Source organism: Domibacillus indicus, from assembly GCF_023715895.1.
GTDB lineage: Bacteria > Bacillota > Bacilli > Bacillales > Domibacillaceae > Domibacillus > Domibacillus indicus_A.
On the sequence record NZ_JAMBOO010000005.1, the window covers coordinates 157729 to 177826 of the forward strand.

Consider the following 20098-nt stretch of genomic DNA (forward strand, 5'->3'; position numbering starts at 1 on the left):
CAAAAAGGAAACATATGTTTCAACTACTAAGCAGCAAACACACAAAAAAAAAGCGGCCATTCATCTCCCACTAATTGCAAAGCAATTTGAAGGAGTCTTCTAGCCGGTAATGCGATAAAAACAAACACTTTTACTAAACATCTTTATTTTCTACAACAAAAAGAACCCAAAGAGGCGGATGGAAAACCATTTGCCTCTTTGGGTTCTATACTTTAGCAGCATCAAAGTATTTTTTTCTGCTTCTTTTTTGTAAAATATTGAAACGATTTTACCTCTTAAAATAACGTCCAAGAGGCCGCATCAGTAATTAGGCTCTACGTGCACATGTACTTCAATCACATCGTGTGCCTTCGTCAATGCATCTTCTACATCGACTGAAATATCATGAGCTGCCCCGATCCCTAAAGTGGAGTTTACCAAAATCACAACATCAACTACAGAGCTGCTGCCGTATTTTCTTGCTCGTATTGTTTTGATCCCTTTTACACCGGGAATTTCAAAAATCGATTTCTTGTAGACCTCGAGCTGATTTTCGTCATAGCCGTCCGTTAAATCATGAGAAGCTTCTCGAAAGATTTCCCATCCTGTTTTGCAAATAAGCAGGCCGACAACAACGGCTGCGACAGGGTCCAGCCAAGGAAGGCCAAATTGAGACCCCAAAATACCGACTGCTGTTCCGATGCTGACCCAGGCATCGGATAAATTGTCTTTCGCTGCAGCCATCACAGACTGGCTTCTAATTTTTTGTGCCAATCTCCGGTTATACCGGTATACCCCATACATGACAGCCGCACAAAAAAGGCCTGTCCAGGCCGCAATAGGGTCAGGTGCTTCAGTTGTACGGTCAAAAACAGATAAAGCGGCTGTATACAAAACCTGAAGACCTACAGCAATCATGATAAATGCAGCCACCAGTGAAGCGACAGGTTCCGCTTTCCAGTGACCATAAGGATGGTCTTGATCTGCCGGTCTTTGAGAAATTTTCAATCCAATTAACACAGCAATAGAAGCAATAATATCAGTTGTATTGTTTAAACCATCTGCCTGTAATGCTTCGGAGTTCGCTATGTAACCAACTGTTAATTTAAAAGCAGATAAGCATATATATACAAAGATGCTGAGGATGGCTCCCCGTTCCCCCATCTTTAAATCAAGATATTTCTGATCCATACTCTTTCCTCCGGCCTTTTCTTCTTTAACATCGTACCAGAGCTAATTTGAGTGGGTCTACAGCAATCTTTTTGCCCCTTTTAACAAAAATAAGCCTGTACAAATAATGTTTCACTCAGCAAACAATCTGAAAAATATGATAAAAAGAACCCATTTACAGTTCTGTGTTTTTGTTTCTGTTCATTGTCTCTTGATTAAAACACTGACTAATCCCTTCTTTTTCTTCTTAACATTAAGAAAGCAAGCTGTTTTAGCATCTCCGAAAAGCTGCTTCTCACACAAGCAGGTAATGGTATATTCAGTTTATAATTAGCCAGGATGGTGGATGGGATGGGATGTTTCAGCCACTTTAAATATTTTCCCTGCTGGCAGGCTGAATAATTCAGACCCAAAAAAACAAATACTTTGTCGTGAGATGAATACCCTCTTTATAAGCAACCGAAGGAGAGATTCTCGTGAAAAAGCAGCTTATCTTCGCCCTTTGCGTAATGACTATTTTCCTTTTGCCGTTTTCCTTTCATGGACAAGAAAAATCAGATGAAGAACTGACTAAAAGGTCGAAATTACAAAAACTTTTAAGTTCAAAAGATGGGATTACTCTAACGATGAAAGAAGAACAATATACAACGTTCAGCAACAGTATTGTTCTTCAGATTCAAAACAGCACCAATAAGGAATTCAGCTACCGCGAACACTTTCTTCTTGAAAAAAATATTGATGGGACGTGGTATGAAGTGCCCTGTAAATCGTATTACCTGACTAAACGGAGTAAAGTGCTTCGTCCACACGCCTCATCGAGGATCATTCTGTTCACCGATGAATTGGAATATGATCTTACTCCTGGAAAATATCGAGCCACTGACAGCTTTAGTCCAAACGGGCATGAAAAAGAGGGGTTCACCCTTTCTGTCCCCTTTAAAGTCATAAAGCAGGAAAACTCCTAATAGTTACAGGTTTTTATTCCAGTTAGCCATAGAAACTCGTCTTGAGGTGATGAAGTCTGCGGTTTGTTATTAGAAAGATCATCACCCAACCTCCTTTAAGCTAAAAATAAAACAGCGTCAAGCCTTGATAAATCAAGGTTTTACGCTGTTTCCATAAGCAGAATCTTATTTACCGGTAGAGAGTGCTCCCGGTATTGGAAAAAGAAGTTCTAAAAAGTTGCTCCCCTCCCTTAAAGGCCGGAGAGCTTTCAAGGTGTGTATCGTTTATTTTTTTATCACCTTTAAATGAGCGCTGTTTGACTTATAGATAATCTTTACCTTGTACTGGCTAGGCAGTCCCTCGGTCTCAATGGAAGAAAATACTTCATTACGATGGCGCTTATCATAAGTGATGATCGTGGTGCCGTCGGCAGGTACATAATTCTCGGAAAAATGAAGACGCAGTTTCCCTTTAAGGATGGCTGCTCCGTCGATGTTAAGTACATCATTTTTGCTGCGAAGGTCAAGCTCAAGTGAGCCATTGGAAGACTGTTTGTAATCTCCGCCGATAGTCAGCTCTCCAGAAACGTGTTCCTTGAGGGTACCCCCGTTGTTCGTGACATTACCTGTTCCGAAAGCCGTCTTTGATTCACCTTCAAGTATGCCTTCGTCGATCTGTGTACCTCCGGAATACGTATTGTTTCCTTGCAGCACTAAAGTACCTGTTCCCTTTTTGGTCAGCTTTCCGGTACCGGAGATATCGTTTCGCCATTGATCCAATGCATGGAACCCACCTTTAGAAGCATCCATGGCTACTGTCACGTTATGAATAAAAGCCCCATAACCATCTGCAGCTGCAAAGAGGTTCAGACGCCCCCACCCTTCAGCATCATCCAGCACTGGGTAGCCGGAAGGAAGACCTGTAGTGGCTAAAACCCAGCGGCGCTGTTCGCTGTCAAGGTAAGGCAGGCGTGTTTCCAGCAGGACTTCAGCTCCCTTAGGAACGACCATTGGCTTAGCAGTTGAATGAATCTGATCGAATCCATATGTTAATCGCTCGGTATATTCTGCTTTGTTCTTGTCATAATTGCTGAACCGGTCTTCCGCTGTACCGGTTTGCGTTAATAGTTTAGTGTGTGCTTCCTCATAAGCAGCTTTTTTCAAACTCTCGTTGTCTGGATCGGACAGAATCGCGGCCGCCAGCGCCGTTGCCATTGTACGCCCTCCTATTACATCAAGCGGTGAGTGCATACCGGCGACAATACGGTTGTTGCCAAGTTCTGAAGCGCGCGTAAGCAGTTCCTGGTAACGCTCCGGTACGGCATAAGCCATCGCGTATGCAGTCAAATAAGCGGCATTGGTATGACCGCTAGGAAAACCGCCGTCCTTGCCCGGATCAGGGTTTATGGCAGGAACAAGGGCCGGCACAACAATGGACGTGCTGCTCCAGCGAAACGGGCGAGGATAATTAAAGTGTTCCTTAGCCGGGTTCGTAGAAGAATAGCTGCCGCGTAATGTATTAACCAAACTCACCATGTTGCCTAGATTAGAACTTGTGCTGCCTGCATTGGTTCCTTCATCATTGTATTTTTTTGTCACAGCATCTGCAGGGATATTGTTGATGGTAGTCGTCGCCCCTGCATTTGTTCGATAGATATCAGTAAGTGGGCCAAGGCCATCGATGACGCTATAGCTCTGCTTCCGGCGATCATCCAAATAAGCAGCATCTGCCTCACTAGGAGTGCGCTGCGCAGCCATATCCACTACTTTTTGAATGTTGGCGTCAAGGACATTGCTGTTCAGTTTAGTGCCCGTATCCCAGGTGGCACCGGGTGTCCAGAGCTGATTATATCCAGAAAGCACCCCAATAGCTGGATTTGTACTTTCCGTTTTATTGGCGGAATTATTGTTTTTATAGTGATCAATAAAATATCCTGCAGACGGCGGTGCTGGCGGTGTTACGGTTGATGGCATGCTTGCTGGTGCTGTTTCTGCACTCGCATAACTTCCACCCAGAGAACTTTGAAGTAATGGCAGAGTTAATAAAGCAGCTGATACATGTTTCTTTAGTAATTTCATTCTCCAATCAAATCCTTTTTATCATTTTGTAATTTATGTAAAAATACCACTTAACCAATTCGTTGTTTGCATAAAAATACTATCTGAATTTTGTTAAGTTAATAGCCTTGTTTTATTAAAGTTTTATGGATGTTTTATGAAGGTTTACTGCCCTGCAAGCCACATAAAGAAGCCACCCACCAGTCATAATAGTGACTGATGAGTGGCTTTTCCCTTACACGATGCTATCTATAAACAAGCCTGTTTGAAAGTAAAAACGTTACTCTCCTCGGCTTGGAGGATGATTTAACACATTTTGCTGCCGTTATTTACTATAACCTTGCATGCCTTGATTTGGGAGGTTTCCGTTCATGCCATACTGTGCGTTTCTGTTACCTTGTAATCCCCCGTAAAAATTGCTTTGCTGGGAAGCCGGGTTGAAATTCTGGTTCATTCCACCGCCTGCACCCGGCGTATGGCCGCTAAAGCCTGGTTGCGCGGAATATTGGTTTTGAAAAGCCTGGCCGGCAGGCTGATAAGTATGCAGGTATGTTTTCGCCGTATGGCTGCTCATTTTAGGAATTTGGTAAGTCCCCTGCTTGTTCATGAATAAAAATACTTCATAAGCCTGGTTAGCACAGTTTGCCGCACTGTTAAGGAGCATACGACGCAGATTAGGATCTGCGGTTTCCAGGGCAGCCCACATTCCATTTTTTGCGGCATTTTTATGCGCGCAAAGCACAGCAGAAGCAATTTCCGTGTCGCCTAGTGCAGCTCCGGTACGCGGCTCAACCTGCGGAGGATTATTCAATCCATATTGAATGTTTTGCGGAGATACGCCCTTCACATTGGTCATTGGAGGCACAGGCGCTGCCGCATTGTAATCATGTGTATAAGCTACAATTTCATCATAAGACCGGATTTCCTCCTGGCGGTGGCGCATAATCAGATCCCTTAATTCAGGATTTTGCGCTTCCTGCAGGTACAGATTAAAATGGGTGATCATATTGACTTTTTCCAATAGGATTTCATGTACTTCCAATGTTTCGTGAGCACCGAATGGCATATTTACATCCCCTTTATTGTGTGTAATGTCAAAGCTCTCGATACCACTGTTATTTCTTTTGTTTTTTTTCTTCTTTCACGATATTTTCGGCAGAAAACTCCGTGTCCGATTTGCCCATTTTACCAGTATGGCCGCCGCCAATGCCGCCTGTATTGCCTCCAGTCGGCACGCCGCCTTTTCCACTTCTGTTCTTTAGCATTCAACTCACCTCCGCTTATTAGACTGCATCAATCAATAAAATCCATCCATGAAAGGATTTCAAAATATGGATTGACCGTACTCATGTGGAAAGCATGCCGGTCGTGATGAGATATATCAATAAATGGAGCAAACCCATACGAATACTTTAAGGATCACCAAGAAATGAACGCTTACTGCTCAGTGCAAGAATGGGAAAAACGACAATGAAAGCTGTTTCCTTCACATCGATAAGATCAGACGCTGGATAAAAAACGTACGTTCGCACAAGCTATGTACAGGTTATCCATTTTTGATAGAAGATGAACGTATTAAACAGCGCACTTAGGGGAAAGAGTATGATGCAGGAGTACACAGATGCCACCGGGAAAATGAACAAAGAATGCCTCTGAAAAAGCGGGAAATTCTTTTTGGGGCATTCTGGGACTTGAAGAGGTCACGAAAGAATATACGCGAAATTAAAAAAGCGTTTAAATTAAAATTTCGGATATTCAATGGTTAAACGCTGATACTTTCCAAAAGAAAAAAGCTGCCTTCAATGAAAGCAGCTTTTCACGATTTTATTATAATTCTATACTTTCCCCAAGCTGAAGCACTTTTCCTTTTATGCCGCGCTCTTCCAAAGCTTTAACGAATGCCTCCCCGTCCTGTTCAATGACAGGGAAAGTATTGTAGTGTATCGGAATAATCAATTTAGCTTTATACCATTCAGCAGCCTGCACTGCATCCTCCGGTCCCATTGTATAATGATCGCCGATTGGGAGAAAGGCAATATCGATATCATGTCTGTCCCCGATCATCTTCATGTCGCCAAAGAGCCCAGTATCTCCAGCGTGAAGGATTGTTTTTCCTTCGGCTTCGATAATGAATCCGCTCGGCATGCCGCCATAAAGAATGTTTTTGTTCTCTTCATCAATAATGCCTGAGCTATGGAAAGCATGGGTCATTTTTGCTTTTGCAAAGTCAAGATCCAGAGTACCGCCAATATTCATTCCAATTGTCTCGACACCCTGCCAGGACATGTATGCAGCCAATTCAGGATTGGAAACGACTGGTGCATTATTGGCCTTGGAAATAGGCGCTGCATCCAGAATATGATCGGCGTGAGCATGTGTCAAAAGAACAGCCTCTACTTTAATATCTTCGACTTTCACCTTTGCTGCAGCATTTCCGCTAATAAATGGATCAATAACAAGAGATTTTCCGTTTGTTTCAATTAAGATTGTTGACTGGCCATGGTATGTAATTTTCATCCTACTGCCTCCTTTATTTAACTTCTTCAGTTTGAAGCTGGGTACCTCTTCTTACAGAGTAGATTGTTTAGATAAATCTGCCAAGCAATATGCTTGTTCCAGGGTTTAGCCATAGCACAGTTCAAGTCAAGCTGCGATTTATCCTATTCATGTACATCCGCTTGTAACGAAGAGGAATATCACTTTTAGTTCGGATCACAGCCACGCAGCATAAGAATTTATTCATCTTACAGAACAATGCTTAAAGAGCCATTGAGCACAGGGAACTTCCCCCATGTCAGATAGAGCAGAAAAAACAAAAAAGAAACGGTACCTAAAGATCTGTTGGTGAACCAGAAGATTTTTTTGATAACCATTGGGTAAAATAACAGAAACGATAAGGATAAAAGGATATCAAGGGGGGAACAAAAATGGAAAAAATTGCAGCCGGCGATATCATTACATTTGTAGATGAAAATGATCAGGAGCGGGAAATTGAAGTATTCGAAACGTTAAGTCTTGAGGGAACAGACTACGCAGCCGCCGGATTTGTCGAAGACATTCAAGAAAACACGACAGAAAAAATCAACGTCTTTTTTCTTAAAATAGAGGACGACGAGCAATTTTCCGTCATTGAAGATGAAGAAGAGTTTCGCAAAATATCCGCCGCCTTTGAAGAATCCTGAGCACATAATCCAAAAGTTGAGCGATTCCGCCCATCGCAAAGCTTGACTCGGGTCTTCTTGAAAAAACAGGAGATATCCTCCGAAGCCGTGACCGTCTGCCATTCGATCAGCAGGCGGTTTTTTACTTCTAATGCCGATAAACCTTTTTTTCGGGTCTGAAGAAGTTTTTACAGCAAATATTGATCGCAGACTAAAACTGACCTTAAATCCTCTTTTTCAGCTCAGGATTTAATAATCAAAAGACAGCTGCCGTAAGCGAATGAAGACACCTTCCCAGTCTGCCGCTGCATGGCTGGGACGCATTTTGAATCGACCATATTATTTGTCCACTTTTACCTTAGAATAAGCCAGTAAGACGCGACGATTCCGAGGTCTCCCAATACGTGGCTGATTACGGCTGCGATAATGGAGTCTGTTTTTTCTCTTGTATATCCCCAGAAAAGCCCGGCAATTAAAACAGGTAGAATCGCTGCAACGCTGGATATCCCCTGAAACATCGGGATCACCGAAAGGAGATGATAAAGCGTATAGAAAGAGGCGGTCATGAAAATTGTGTACACCGCTTTCCCGTTTGCTCTCAGCTTTTCATACATATACCCCCTCCAATACAATTCTTCCAAGATCGGATTTGCAATGAGAAGCACCAAGACCAGTCCGATCTCTCCAGGGCCAGAGAACCCCCATTTCATAAGCAGTGTACGAAGCTCACCAATATTGAGAAGATAGGTATGCAGCCATTTCAGGCCTCCGAAAATGAACAGGAAAAACAGCAGCCCGCTTCCAAGCCCTAAAACAATGGCTTGTTTTGTTATCTGTACTCTTTCTTTCGGGAAAGCTTTATCAATGAGCGGCACAGCCAGCAGCCAGCTGTAAAACAGCACAAATGTGACAACGACACTTTCCAGCAGCTGCAGCCCAATCAAAATCATTAAAGACGGTCCTATTAAGCGCACGAAATTCTTCATCGCAACCCCCAAGGCTGTTTTGTATTTGCTTCACTGGCATTCTTATTTCACCAAAAGTCCAGCTGTCTGATGGATAAAAAAATAGATCTTCTTTAATGCTTTTGAAGCTGCGTCTATCTTCCTTCCTTTTAGGAGGACTCCGTTTCTTTCTTTTTCTGCTCCTGCATGCATCTTTCTTTGATTGGCTGCAAAAAGCGGTCCACAACTGCATTGAACTCCGAAAAAGACCTCGGTGGAATCTGATGAGTTCCGTTTTGTATATATACCACTTCTGTTTGAGGTGCTGCCTGCTGAAAAGGAATCCGGTAATGATGCATGGGCTTTTCCAGCGATCCGTATACGAGCAGGATCGGCATGTTCAATCGGTGAAGGACGTTAGTAGATTTGTAATGCAGTCCTGTTTTACAAAATTCATACGAACGCGCAGCATCTGATTTTCGGGCGTACTCATAAATCTCTTTCTCATCTTCTGGAAAGCACTTATTCAGCTTTGCCTGTAGTTTTGCAGCAAGGCCGATTTGCCGGATTTTTGCCAGGGCCATCACCGATTTAATGAAAACCTTCGGCGTGAGATTATTTATTTCGGAAAAACCACCGGACAAGATTATTGCCAGTGTCCGTTCGGGATATGTTAAAGCGAACTCCTGGGCAATCAGGCCGCCGTGCGAATATCCACAGACCACTGCTTTTTCAATGCCAATTTGATCAAGCATTTTCTTCAAGTCCTCCGCAAGAAGCTCGATGGATAAAGGACTTGTTCCTTTCGAGCTCTGGCCATGGCCTGCGAGGTCATAAAAGATAGTTTTATATCTGTCAGCGAGGGGTTCCTGATGTTTAAAAACATTGTGGCCCATCACAAACGGATGGATAAAGACAATTGGCAGTCCTTCCCCTTTTACATGATAGTACAGTGAAAGATCTTCACGGATAGCAGCATATGGCATAAGCAGATTTCACTCCTGACATAAAAAAATAAGAAACAGATAACAGAAAAAAGCACATATTATACTTCATCTCCGTTTATATTCTTTTTCGCATACCCGAATTTTCACCGTGTCAAAACGCGGGATCAAAAAAAGCTTATCACAGTCATATTTTTGAATTTCCCCTGACACTCCCACTGCTAAATAGAAAGGATACTTATGAAATGAGGTAGCGTGGCCTCTTCGCTGTTGCAGCCAAACTGTATAAAGCTAAAAAGCCGCCCCGGCATCCGCCGGAACAGCTTCTCATCACATACCCAATGAAATATATTTCACCTCTAAAAACTCTTCCATTCCAAAATGTCCGCCTTCACGGCCAAGTCCGCTTTCTTTCATGCCGCCAAAAGGAGCCTGGGCAACAGAAAGAAGTCCATCGTTTAATCCGACGATACCGTAATCGAGGCCTTCAGAAATCGTGATTGCCTCGGAGATATTTTCTGAAAAAACGTATGCAGCAAGTCCATATGGTGAGTTGTTTGCCCGCTCAATTACTTCATCAATGGTTTTGAACGTTGTCACCGGTGCAAGCGGCCCAAATGTTTCTTCATTCATGCACGCCATGTCGTCCGATACATTGGTTAAAACCACCGGTGTAATAAAGTATCCTTTTTCGCCTGGAAACTCTTCACCGCCTAGTTCAAGGCGTGCTCCTTTTTCAATTGCTTCATCCAGCTGGTTTCTCACTTTATCTACAGCAGCTTGATTGATCAGTGGCCCGATTTGGACACCATCACTTAGGCCATTGCCTACTTTTAACTCACTGACTGCTTTTTTCAGAAGACCTACAAATTCCTCTTCAACCGATTCATGAACAAATACGCGATTAGCACAGACACATGTTTGTCCTGCATTGCGGTATTTTGAAGCGATCATGCCTGCAACAGCTTTTTCAAGATCGGCATTTTCCGTTACGATAAATGGTGCATGTCCGCCAAGCTCCAAAGATACTTTTTTCATTGTGTCCGCCGCTTGTTTCATTAGCAGCTTTCCTACCTTTGTAGAGCCGGTAAAGGAAATTTTACGGACTCGGCTGTCGGCCATCCACGTTTCTCCAATCGCTGCCGCATCACCGGTAATCACGTTAATAACACCTTTTGGAATACCGGCTTCTTCTGCCAATTCTATAAGTTTATACGCAGTGAGCGGTGTGAGTTCGGCTGGTTTCACCACAATCGTGCACCCCGCTGCCAAAGCAGGGGCCGCTTTACGCGTCATCATCGCTGCTGGAAAATTCCATGGTGTAATGGCCGCTACGACGCCTACCGGCTGCTTTGATACGAAAATCCGCTTGTTCGGTGCAGAAGCGGGAATGGTTTCACCGTAAATCCGCTTCCCTTCTTCTGCGTACCAGGAAATAAAGCTGTTTGCATACCCAACTTCCCCAATTGCTTCCGCTAGCGGCTTCCCTTGTTCTGTTGTCATAATCCGGCCAATATCTTCTTTTTGTTCATCAATTAAGCGAAACCAGTTCATCAACAGGGCGCCGCGCTCCGCTGCTGTTTTCGCTTTCCATGCCGGCAGTGCCTCACTCGCTGCATCAACAGCTTCTTTCGCTTCCTTGGCCCCCGCCTTCGGAACAGTGGCAATGACTTCAAGCGTGGCAGGGTTCACAACTTCGATTTTCTCCTCTGTATCCAGCCACTCTCCGTTTATATACATACGCCATGTTTTCATCCGACCTTCTCCTCCATATCTTTTGTAAATGTACGATCATTTTCTCCGACAAAGAAATTTTTCCCATAAATAAGGAAGCATAAAATAATTCCGCCCGCGAAAGCCCATGAAGCCCCTTTAATGACCAACAGAGCTGCCACAATGCCCGCAATGCCAAGATCCCGCTGGCTTCTTGCTTCTAAAACACCTACGCGAACACTTACATACCCTTGAATTAAAAGCGTCAGAGCAAGCGCGATTCCTAAAATCGGTTCTACAAGACTCACAATCGGCATCAGCAGTAAACCAGTATTCGTTCCCCAGCGGAATGAACCGGCTCCGCCGAAAAATGAATTCATGACTTTCTTGCCTTCTTTATAACGTTCTACGACTACTACCTGCATCGCTGCCCACATTGGACCAGCCATTGTTACATCAGGACCGATAATACTCATAATCGCGTTTCTTCCCCCAAAGATTAAATGCGCACGATTTGGATTGTTGTCGATTTTTTCGTCACTGCGAATATCCTTTGCATCATCTAAAATCGCTTCTTTTTTCAAAATGTCGCCAAACAGAACAATATACGTTCCCAGTACTGTCGGCAATCCGCTAATAAACAAAGCGAGCGGCGGCATTCCAAGGCCAAACACCGTATACTCGTTCCAAAGTGTCGCGAAATCCGGACTGGTAATACCCCACTCAATATTTGGCCATGGTGCTTCTCCAAATAAGGGAGCAATCACAACCGCTAAAATAATGATCGGAAAAATACCTAATTTCGCAATCAGTGTCCAAAAGGCGTTTCTCTGTTTGAACACCTGAAAATGCTTTGAAAAAATTAAATAAAAGGCAATTCCGATTGCAATGGAAATGGTCCATGGGAATGTCTCAAACTGGCCGCCAACCTCGAAAATCGATGTAACGGCACCAATTCCCGCTCCCATTATAATACCAGCTTTAATGGCACTCGGTACAAGGCTGACCACTTTTCCTGCGAGGCCAGTAACCCCTAGAAAAATCGAAAAAATACCGAGTGTCAGCTGGAAAGCGATGAGTGCATACACTCTCTCTTCTCCTTCAGGAAACTGAGACACATACGCCATGATGAGCGGAACAGCCGGTGTAATCCAGCCTGGCACAACCGGGTCGCCCAATAAATGATGTGTTAAATACATCAGTCCATTTAACATAACAACAGCAAGAGCCGCTTCAAATGGCATGCCAAGCAGTTCCATCAATAAAGGAATCGCCGCCAGGTCAACTGCACACAGCAGCAGGCCCTGTACATAATCCGGCCATTCAAAGCGGTAATGAATAAAGGGAAGCCGTAGTTTAAACGGCCCCATTGGAATAAATGGAGATTCCTCTCCATTCTTTCTATTTTTCCAAAGCATGACTCTCTCCTCCTTTGTAGGCGGCTTGATAAATCGCTAGAATATCGGCTTTATGTAAAAGTCGTGGATTATTTTTCAGCAGACGGTCAATTTTACTTGCATCCTCTGCCATCCCGTCTAAATCACTTTCTTCAATGCCAAACGCTTTTAAACTATCTGGAATTCGAACCGCTTTACAAAGCCGGCTCATCGCCTTAATCGCTTTTTCGGCTGCTTCATTATCTGTTGTATCATCGACCTTTTCGCCAAGCGCCTCCGCGATATCTCTGAAACGCTCAAGGCATGCGATTTTATTCCACTCCATGACATATGGCAGGAGAAGAGCGTTGCTCACACCATGCGGAATATTAAAACGGCCTCCGAGCGGATACGCCAGCGCATGGACTGCTCCGACCCCGGCATTTCCAAAGGCCATACCTGCCATTAAGCTGGCTGTGGCCATTTGTTCGCGCGCCTCAACGTTACTCGGATTCGCATACGCTTTAGGTAAATTCACTGCAATCATTTTCATAGCACCTATTGCCAAAGCGTCGGTAATAGGAGAGGCATGAACAGAAATATACGCTTCAATTGCATGAACGAGCGCGTCAATTCCGCTTGCTGCTGTCACCCCGGCCGGCATCGTTAACGTCATTTCCGGAGAAACAATCGCAACATCCGGCAACAGGTAGTCACTTACAACCCCTTTCTTCACTTGCTCTTTTTTATCCGATAAAATAGAAATATTAGTGACTTCCGATCCTGTACCTGCAGTGGTTGGGATTGCAATGAGTGGATATCCTTTTTCACCCACTTTATCTGTGCCTACTAAATCGGTAAGCGCACCTTCATACTTGGCATAAGCAGATACCGCTTTCGCTGTATCGATCGCACTACCGCCCCCGATGGCAATCAGCCCGTCATGGCCCCCATCACGGAACATTTGCCGGCATTCTTCCACCACGAAAAATTCTGGCTCCGGCTTTACACCTAAAAATACACCAACTGTAAGCCCTTCCAATTTTTCCTGAATTTGATCAAGCATTCCGGTTTGCTGAATGATATGGTCGGTCACGATAAGTGGTTTGGTTATTCCTAACCGAGCCGTCTCATTTCGCAACTCACTCGTCGCACCGTCACCGGTAATTAATTTATTGGCAATCTTAAATGTTGAAATCGTCATAAAAAATCCTCCTTTTTCTATTCTCTTTTCTTATTGCAAGAACCATGCCAATAAGAAAAAGCCGAAAAAGAAGGCGTTGAAAGCTCTTTTGATCGATAAATCACTCAATGCTGATCATAATTGTAATCAGACCAGTTTTTCATTTTTGCTACAATCGTAGACTGACTTACTCCAAGTGCTTTCGCTGCTTTTCGGGTTGTTTTATGAAGCTGCATTGCTCTTTTGATCAATTGTTTCTCTACTATATCGGTTGCTTCCTTCAATGGAATAATCTCATCTTCTTGAAACGTACTTACAAACGATGGAGCGCGGCGAATTTTAGCCGGCAGCTGTTCCGCTTCTATGTTAGAAGAAGGTGACGTGACGACTATATATTCAATCACGTTTTTAAGCTCGCGAATATTACCCGGCCATTCGTACGAACTCAGGCAGCGGAGAGCTTCATCTGAAAACTCTATAGCTGTTTCATGTGCTGCATTAAATTGATCCAAGTAATGTTCAATTAATTTAGGGATTTCTTTTGTACGCTCACGAAGCGGCGGAATGTGCATCGGCACTACTGTCAGCCGGTAAAACAAGTCCTCCCGGAATTGCCCCTTTTTCACGAGTTCTTCTAATTTTTGATTGGTTGCTGCGATTACCCGAATATCTACTTGTTTAGCCTCCGTTGCCCCAACCGGTGTAAATGTGAAGTCATCAAGCACTTTTAACAGCTTCACCTGCAGCTCAAGGGGCATATCTCCGATTTCATCTAAAAATAGTGTTCCGCGATGAGCCATTTCCACAAACCCTTTTTTCCCTTTTGAAAGTGCCCCTGTAAAAGCACCACCTACATAGCCGAACAATTCTGCTTCAATTAAATTGGCCGGCAGTGCGCCGCAATTCACTTCAATAAACGGCTGATTTTTCCGGGTCGAATGATGATGAATGTAGGAAGCCGTCATTGTTTTCCCTACGCCGCTTTCACCTGTCAAACAGACCGTTACATTTTTGCGGGCTACTTTCCGTGCGAGTGTGAAAAACGATTCCGCTCCTTCTGCCAAAAATGGCACATGATCCGTTTCTACGTCCACCGTTTCCAATCGATTATCTTTTAATTCGTCCACTTCATTTTTTAACCGAATCAATTCAGTAATATCACGTACACTGCTAACCACATATAAAATGGTTCGATCCTGGCCGAATACAGGACTTGCCGATACAATGACTTTGCGCCCGTTCGCCAACTCTTGCATTTGCGTCAGCGTTTTTTTCTCTTGAATGACCTGAATGGAAACTGATTTCGAAATATAGCCGGCCTTTTCTACATCCTTCATATGAAAACCAATTACTTTCTCTGACGAAATTCCTGTAATCCGCTCGTATGCCGTATTTACTTTTACTGTAAAGCCATTCCCATCAGTTATGTATACACCGTCATACAACGAGTTGATCATGTCCGAAAACATTTTGCTCATAAGCAGTTGATGAAATCCGCCCGGCTTCTGGTCCTGGAGAAATTGATGCAAGAAGGGCTGCTGAAAAAATTCTCTCAATGTCATCAGCACATGTCCATTTCGAATCGCCACCCGTATTTCTTCTATTGTAATCATGCCGATGACCGTTTGATTCTCATCGACAATTTCAACCGATTCCAACTTTTTTTCCGTTAACCTATTAAGCGCTTCTTGAATGGTCTCATCCAGCGTTAACAATCCATACACCACCTTTTTCAATCCATCTTATCACAAAAAAAAGCTATTTCTGAAAGTGGCATTACTTTCAAAGATAGCTTTTATCTTATCGATCTGATCACACAACCTCTTTCAATGCAGAGAAGCTGTGGATTGCCTAATCATTAATTCAGGAGAAAGAAGCAGCCGTTCTTTATAAGACCGGGATGCCTCCATTTCCTGCATTAATAACTCCACCACTTTTGCTCCCATCTCTTTTATCGGCTGGGAAATGGTTGTCAGCATCGGAGAAGTTGTAGTGGACAATACCGTGTTATCAAATCCGACAACCGATAAATCCTGCGGGATACTCAGATCTATTTCTTTAGCAGCCTGTATTACCCCGGCTGCCAGCAAGTCATTGCAGGCAAAAATAGCTGTAGGTCTTTCCTCCAATGAAAGAAGCTGTTTGGCACTTTCGTATCCTTTTTGGATTAAAGCTTCCGTTTTTACTATGTACTCATCTGGCACGGGCAGCTCAGCTTCCTGCATCGCATCTTTAAAGGCGGCCAGCCGCGGTTCATTGCTTCGAACATTTTCAGCGATAATAGCGATTCTTTTATGGCCTAAAGACAACAAATGGGAAGCAGCCAAGTAGCCCCCCTTATAGTCATCAACCGTTACCGTATTAATGGACAGCTTCGGAATTTCAGAAGCGATTAACACAATCGGAACTCCTTGTTTTTCCATCATCTCTTCAAGCAAGTCCGTGCTTCGGAAAGCGGAAGCGACCACTAAACCATCGATTCTTTGGCTGGTTAGGAGGGATAAATAGTTTTTTTCTTTATCTGCGTCATTATCTGTGTTGCACATCATCACACTAAATCCCAGTTCGCGGCTGCGGTCTTCAATACTTCTCGCAATGTCCGCGTAAAAAGGATTAGAGATATCCGGAACAAGCAGCCCAATGGCGTTTGTCCGCTTGCCTCTTAAAGAAGCCGCCGCTATATCGCGATGATAATTAAGTTTATCCATTGCCGCCAGCACTTTTTTTCTTGTCTGTTCACTAATGCTTCCGGTGTGATTGATTACTTTTGAAACAGTGGCAATCGAAACACCTGCTTCTTGAGCGACGCTATGTATGTTTACTTTCATAATATCCCTCCTTTCTTCCCTGCTTTTTATGTACATATCATTTATGTAAAATACTGATGTTATTATACCACGCAGACTGTCATCCCATATATTAAAGCCATTGCTCTCTTGTATCCATCGCAAAAAATGAATAATATAAAACGGCTTCCATGCTGCACAAATAGGCAGTATCGCTAACAGCGAACTGCCTATAAAAAACATATATCCAAAAAATTTTACTAACGATTTAATCTAGATTGTACCTATACTCTTAAAATGAAACATTTTATTATAAACCTGCTGCTAACCCTATAGGAGAGAACAAAGTATATACGCCAATCATAAGAATTACAATAACGGCAGCCACAAGCTTCCCGTACTTCCAAGGCATTAAATCGACCTTGTTGGAAGTTGCCAATTCGAAGTCCTCTTCTCTTGGTGCAAGCTTTCCAACGATTAGCATGACTAAGACCGATACAGGGAACAGGACAGCAAGTATGTACAAGAAATTGACTTCTCCAAAGAATACTTTTGAGAGTGCATACAAAATGATGTGCGTAATCAGGGCGATTTTAGGCGCAAGCGCCGGTACCCTTTTACTGAAAAAACCGACCATGACAGCCGCAATAATAGGCACATTGTAAAATCCGAACATTTCCTGAAGATACGTATAAAGCCCGGATGGCGCAAACATCACTAATGGCGCGATCACAACAGAAACCCCCGCTAAAATGATCGTGAATATTTTTCCGGCTTTGACAAGCTCCTGTTCCTTCGCCTGGGGCTTGAAAATAGGCTTATAGATATCCAGCGTAAACAATGTAATACAGCTATTTAGTGCACCGTTAAAAGAACTTAAAATGGCTCCGAACAGCACGGCTGCAAAGAAACCGGAAAATGCCACCGGAACAATATCAACAATGAGCTGCGGATACGCCATATCTGCTGTTTTCAAAGAGTTTCCGTACATGTGGAATGCAATGATTCCAGGAACAACCAAGTAAAAGGCACCAAATATTTTAAAGAAGCCGGCATATAAAACCCCTTTTTGCCCTTCTGCTAAATTTTTTGCACCAAATGTCCGCTGTACAATGGCTTGATTCGTACACCAATAAAACAAATTATTAACTAATAAACCGGTAAAAAGAGTTGGCCAAGGAATACTCGATGAATGATCGCCAATTGCATTTAATTTATCGGGATTAGAATGCAGCAATTTATCAACACCGGCACCAATGTCGCCTTGTCCAAGTGCAAGCAAACCGAGAATTGGGATCATAAACCCACCAATGATAAGACCTATACCATATAAGGTGTCAGATACCGCAATCGCTTTCATTCCACCGAAAACAACATAGAAGCATCCAATGACACCTGTTGCAAGTGCAATGAGAAAAACGGTCATAAACGTTCCCGTATTCAATGCATCCGAAATACTAAAAATACTGTCTAAAACGATTGCACCAGAGTACAAAACGGTAGGAAGATAAGAAGATGCATAACCAAGTAAAAACAATACAGAAATAATTTGTCTCGTCCGTACATCATAGCGCTGCTCCAAAAAGTCTGGAATTGTGCTGATCCCGCTTTTCAGATATCTTGGCAAAAACACAAACGCCATAAAAATCAAAGCAAGCGGCGCTGTTACTTCCCATGCCATTACGACCATTGAAGTAGAATAACTCTGTCCATTTAAACCCACCATTTGTTCCGTGGATAAATTGGTTAAAATTAAGGAAAACGCTATGTAAATACCTGTTAAGCTCCGCCCGCCTAAAAAATAGCCATCTGAACTTTCCAAATTCACATCTTTCGTTTTATACCATGAATACCATGCGATAAATCCTGTAAATAGAAGAAAGGTGATAACGGTTACATAAAACATAATGCTGTCCTCCTTGAAATTCTGTCATGCAGAGTTTTACCTCGTTTTTATACAATCAAATGAAAACCAAAAGGGCATACTTACTTTTAACGGATAACAGTATGCCCCTCCTTTATTAAATAGATGACGGAAGCGCTTTATATGGAGACTGAACTGTAACTAGTTCTCCTGTTTCAAACGAGTCCTTGCACGCATAGCCAAGAGCTGTTGATAACACACCATCCTCAACTGTCACGCTTGGCTGTCTGTTTTCCCGGATGCAGGAAATAAATTCTTCTGCTTCACTTAAATAGGCCTGTTCAAAGCGCTCTAAAAATCCTTCCGCACATTCGTTTACAGCTCCCGTATCATCAAATACAGTGACCATATTTTTTTCAGGAGTAGTGCCAATTCTCAACGTACCATTTGTACCGATAATTTCGGTTTCAATATGATACCCATGTGCACAATTGCGGCCCGCTACAAAAATGCCCATTTTATTGTTTTCGAATTTTACCAGGGCGGTGCCCGTTTCTGCATCGTTTAACTGCTCAAATTCAGGATGGGCATATGCGCCGCCAATGGCCCATACTTGTTTGGCTTCCGAGCTTAAGTACCATCTAGCCAGGTCTAAATCATGGATGGCCATGTCCAAAAATAAACCGCCGCTGTAATTGTTTTTCGCAAACTGCATAAAGCCATTGATCGCTTTTGACGGATCAAGTCCATAGCAGCGAATTAAAACTGGTTCTCCAATTTTTCCTTCCTCAATTTTCTTTTTTGCATACGCATATGACTTGTCATATCTGCGCATGAAACCGATCATGAAAACCTGTTCTTTATGGTTATTTACGACCTCTTGGACACGCAATGCTTCCTCCAGGTACAATCCAAGCGGCTTTTCGCTGAATACATGGAAGCCAGCATTCAAGGCTTTCTCAATCTGTTCACAATGAAATCCGGATGGCGAAGCAATAAAGATCGCATCGAGCTCTTTATTTTGGAGCATTTCATCATAATTGGTGTAGGCGTATTTAATACCCCATTCTTTTTGAGCTTGTTCAGCTTCTTCTTGAATTACACTGCAAACAGCCAGTAATTCGCAATTGGGGATGCGGAATGCCAAATTCTCTGCATGCTGTCTTCCTAGTCTGCCTAATCCTACGATACCAACTTTCACTTTTGCCATCATGTCTCCCAACCTTCCTATATCTCATAATTTTTCTCAAAGATGCCTCTATAAACTTTCTTGTCCAGCCTTTAAGCCCCTAATACGATAAAGCGCTTACTTAAACATCCCACCAAATGAAATGTTCTGAATAATTCTCTTCTCTGTACCTCAGCTGCTAGCAAATAAAAAATATAGGTTCATTTAAAATAGAGTAAAACATAAACTTTTCAAAGAAGGTAAACGTTTTCCTTGTGAGTTTATTAAATAACACGATTATGTAAAAGTCAATGTTTTAATTAGTGAAAAAATGACAGTCAACAGAAGTATTTTTTAAAAACCCTTATTTATCAAGGAGCTTATATACCTTAAACCTGTTTTGGTTAGGCTTAAAAAACATCACCCATCCTCTTTTCCAAGGTAAACGTTTTCCTTATTTACAAAAAAGCAAGCTGAAATTTCTTTCAGCTTGCTTTAAGTATTCAAATCTTAGGACAAAACAACGTTCACCTTGCCGGGCTTCTTGAACTACCACCCACTTACCTGACGGTTGAAGTGGGGGATTCCTGGGCAAGGGGATCTTCGACCCCCAGTAATCAGGCTAACCCCGTATTCCAACGGTTTTATGACCAAGCTTATCTAGACTGAAGTGAAAGAAGTCGAAGGGCTTCTTTTTTAATATTCAAGCTCGCATTCAGGTCCCGGTCGTGATGTACGCCGCAGGAAGGACACTCCCACACCCGTACAGCGAGATTTTTTACATCCTTATGCTGATGCCCGCATCTTG

General features: G+C 43.0%; 17 protein-coding genes. 2 read left to right on the forward strand and 15 right to left on the reverse strand.

Going from position 1 to position 20098, the window contains the following annotated elements; translation table 11 throughout:
* Window positions 1-300: 300 nt before the first annotated feature.
* Entirely contained in the window at window positions 301-1170 is an 870-nt protein-coding gene (locus M3221_RS11570) for a cation diffusion facilitator family transporter (protein WP_251271923.1), read from the reverse strand.
* A 455-nt stretch (window positions 1171-1625) separates the two neighbouring features.
* Between M3221_RS11570 and M3221_RS11575 the strand changes: the two genes are divergently transcribed.
* On the forward strand, window positions 1626-2114 hold the full coding sequence (locus M3221_RS11575) for an immunoglobulin-like domain-containing protein (protein ID WP_251271924.1): 489 nt from the start codon (window positions 1626-1628) through the stop codon (window positions 2112-2114).
* A 264-nt stretch (window positions 2115-2378) separates the two neighbouring features.
* On the opposite strand, the gene M3221_RS11580 is transcribed toward M3221_RS11575, so the two are convergent.
* From M3221_RS11580 to M3221_RS11595, 4 genes are all read right to left on the reverse strand, one after another.
* Complete coding sequence (locus M3221_RS11580; RefSeq protein ID WP_251271925.1) at window positions 2379-4172, reverse strand: acid phosphatase; 1794 nt, start codon at window positions 4170-4172, stop codon at window positions 2379-2381.
* Window positions 4173-4476: 304 nt separating this feature from the next.
* The gene (locus M3221_RS11585) at window positions 4477-5217 is read right to left on the reverse strand and encodes a spore coat protein (protein WP_251271926.1); all 741 of its coding nucleotides are present in this window, start codon (window positions 5215-5217) and stop codon (window positions 4477-4479) included.
* Window positions 5218-5266: 49 nt separating this feature from the next.
* Window positions 5267-5416, reverse strand: coding sequence for a hypothetical protein (locus tag M3221_RS11590; RefSeq protein ID WP_156153524.1), 150 nt, complete (start codon window positions 5414-5416; stop codon window positions 5267-5269).
* Between the two features lie 562 nt (window positions 5417-5978).
* Window positions 5979-6668, reverse strand: a complete 690-nt coding sequence (locus M3221_RS11595) for a metal-dependent hydrolase (RefSeq protein ID WP_251271927.1) — start codon at window positions 6666-6668, stop codon at window positions 5979-5981.
* 410 nt (window positions 6669-7078) lie between these two features.
* On the opposite strand from M3221_RS11595, the gene M3221_RS11600 reads away from it, so the two are divergent.
* A complete protein-coding gene (locus M3221_RS11600; RefSeq protein ID WP_251271928.1) occupies window positions 7079-7333 on the forward strand; it encodes a DUF1292 domain-containing protein in 255 nt (84 codons plus the stop codon).
* Between the two features lie 332 nt (window positions 7334-7665).
* On the opposite strand, the gene M3221_RS11605 is transcribed toward M3221_RS11600, so the two are convergent.
* The 10 genes from M3221_RS11605 to M3221_RS11650 form a co-directional block, all read right to left on the reverse strand.
* Complete coding sequence (locus tag M3221_RS11605; RefSeq protein ID WP_251271929.1) at window positions 7666-8298, reverse strand: CPBP family intramembrane glutamic endopeptidase; 633 nt, start codon at window positions 8296-8298, stop codon at window positions 7666-7668.
* Between the two features lie 128 nt (window positions 8299-8426).
* Window positions 8427-9242, reverse strand: a complete 816-nt coding sequence (locus tag M3221_RS11610; protein WP_251271930.1) for an alpha/beta fold hydrolase — start codon at window positions 9240-9242, stop codon at window positions 8427-8429.
* Window positions 9243-9530: 288 nt separating this feature from the next.
* A complete protein-coding gene (locus M3221_RS11615) occupies window positions 9531-10940 on the reverse strand; it encodes an NAD-dependent succinate-semialdehyde dehydrogenase (protein WP_251271944.1) in 1410 nt (469 codons plus the stop codon).
* Window positions 10941-10951: 11 nt separating this feature from the next.
* Complete coding sequence (locus M3221_RS11620; RefSeq protein ID WP_251271931.1) at window positions 10952-12331, reverse strand: DUF3360 domain-containing protein; 1380 nt, start codon at window positions 12329-12331, stop codon at window positions 10952-10954.
* Window positions 12315-13493: an iron-containing alcohol dehydrogenase gene (locus M3221_RS11625; RefSeq protein WP_251271932.1), complete on the reverse strand. Its 1179-nt coding sequence runs from the start codon at window positions 13491-13493 to the stop codon at window positions 12315-12317. The genes M3221_RS11620 and M3221_RS11625 overlap by 17 nt, the downstream gene beginning before the upstream one ends.
* A 104-nt stretch (window positions 13494-13597) precedes the next feature.
* On the reverse strand, window positions 13598-15187 hold the full coding sequence (locus tag M3221_RS11630) for a sigma 54-interacting transcriptional regulator (protein WP_251271933.1): 1590 nt from the start codon (window positions 15185-15187) through the stop codon (window positions 13598-13600).
* A gap of 111 nt (window positions 15188-15298) precedes the next feature.
* Complete coding sequence (locus M3221_RS11635) at window positions 15299-16300, reverse strand: LacI family DNA-binding transcriptional regulator (protein WP_251271934.1); 1002 nt, start codon at window positions 16298-16300, stop codon at window positions 15299-15301.
* A gap of 268 nt (window positions 16301-16568) precedes the next feature.
* Entirely contained in the window at window positions 16569-18164 is a 1596-nt protein-coding gene (locus M3221_RS11640; protein ID WP_251271935.1) for a solute:sodium symporter family transporter, read from the reverse strand.
* 115 nt (window positions 18165-18279) lie between these two features.
* On the reverse strand, window positions 18280-19332 hold the full coding sequence (locus tag M3221_RS11645; RefSeq protein WP_251271945.1) for a Gfo/Idh/MocA family oxidoreductase: 1053 nt from the start codon (window positions 19330-19332) through the stop codon (window positions 18280-18282).
* Between the two features lie 614 nt (window positions 19333-19946).
* The coding region (locus M3221_RS11650) for a transposase (RefSeq protein WP_251271946.1) at window positions 19947-20098 on the reverse strand (152 nt) is incomplete at its 5' end.

Bases quoted from the DNA above. Each gene is read 5' to 3' on its own strand.
- M3221_RS11570 (WP_251271923.1), bottom strand. From the start codon at position 1,170: ATGGATCAGAAATATCTTGATTTAAAGATGGGGGAACGGGGAGCCATC.
- M3221_RS11580 (WP_251271925.1), bottom strand. From the start codon at position 4,172: ATGAAATTACTAAAGAAACATGTATCAGCTGCTTTATTAACTCTGCCA.
- M3221_RS11585 (WP_251271926.1), bottom strand. From the start codon at position 5,217: ATGCCATTCGGTGCTCACGAAACATTGGAAGTACATGAAATCCTATTG.
- M3221_RS11590 (WP_156153524.1), bottom strand. From the start codon at position 5,416: ATGCTAAAGAACAGAAGTGGAAAAGGCGGCGTGCCGACTGGAGGCAAT.
- M3221_RS11595 (WP_251271927.1), bottom strand. From the start codon at position 6,668: ATGAAAATTACATACCATGGCCAGTCAACAATCTTAATTGAAACAAAC.
- M3221_RS11600 (WP_251271928.1), top strand. From the start codon at position 7,079: ATGGAAAAAATTGCAGCCGGCGATATCATTACATTTGTAGATGAAAAT.
- M3221_RS11605 (WP_251271929.1), bottom strand. From the start codon at position 8,298: ATGAAGAATTTCGTGCGCTTAATAGGACCGTCTTTAATGATTTTGATT.
- M3221_RS11610 (WP_251271930.1), bottom strand. From the start codon at position 9,242: ATGCCATATGCTGCTATCCGTGAAGATCTTTCACTGTACTATCATGTA.
- M3221_RS11615 (WP_251271944.1), bottom strand. From the start codon at position 10,940: ATGTATATAAACGGAGAGTGGCTGGATACAGAGGAGAAAATCGAAGTT.
- M3221_RS11620 (WP_251271931.1), bottom strand. From the start codon at position 12,331: ATGCTTTGGAAAAATAGAAAGAATGGAGAGGAATCTCCATTTATTCCA.
- M3221_RS11625 (WP_251271932.1), bottom strand. From the start codon at position 13,493: ATGACGATTTCAACATTTAAGATTGCCAATAAATTAATTACCGGTGAC.
- M3221_RS11635 (WP_251271934.1), bottom strand. From the start codon at position 16,300: ATGAAAGTAAACATACATAGCGTCGCTCAAGAAGCAGGTGTTTCGATT.
- M3221_RS11640 (WP_251271935.1), bottom strand. From the start codon at position 18,164: ATGTTTTATGTAACCGTTATCACCTTTCTTCTATTTACAGGATTTATC.
- M3221_RS11645 (WP_251271945.1), bottom strand. From the start codon at position 19,332: ATGGCAAAAGTGAAAGTTGGTATCGTAGGATTAGGCAGACTAGGAAGA.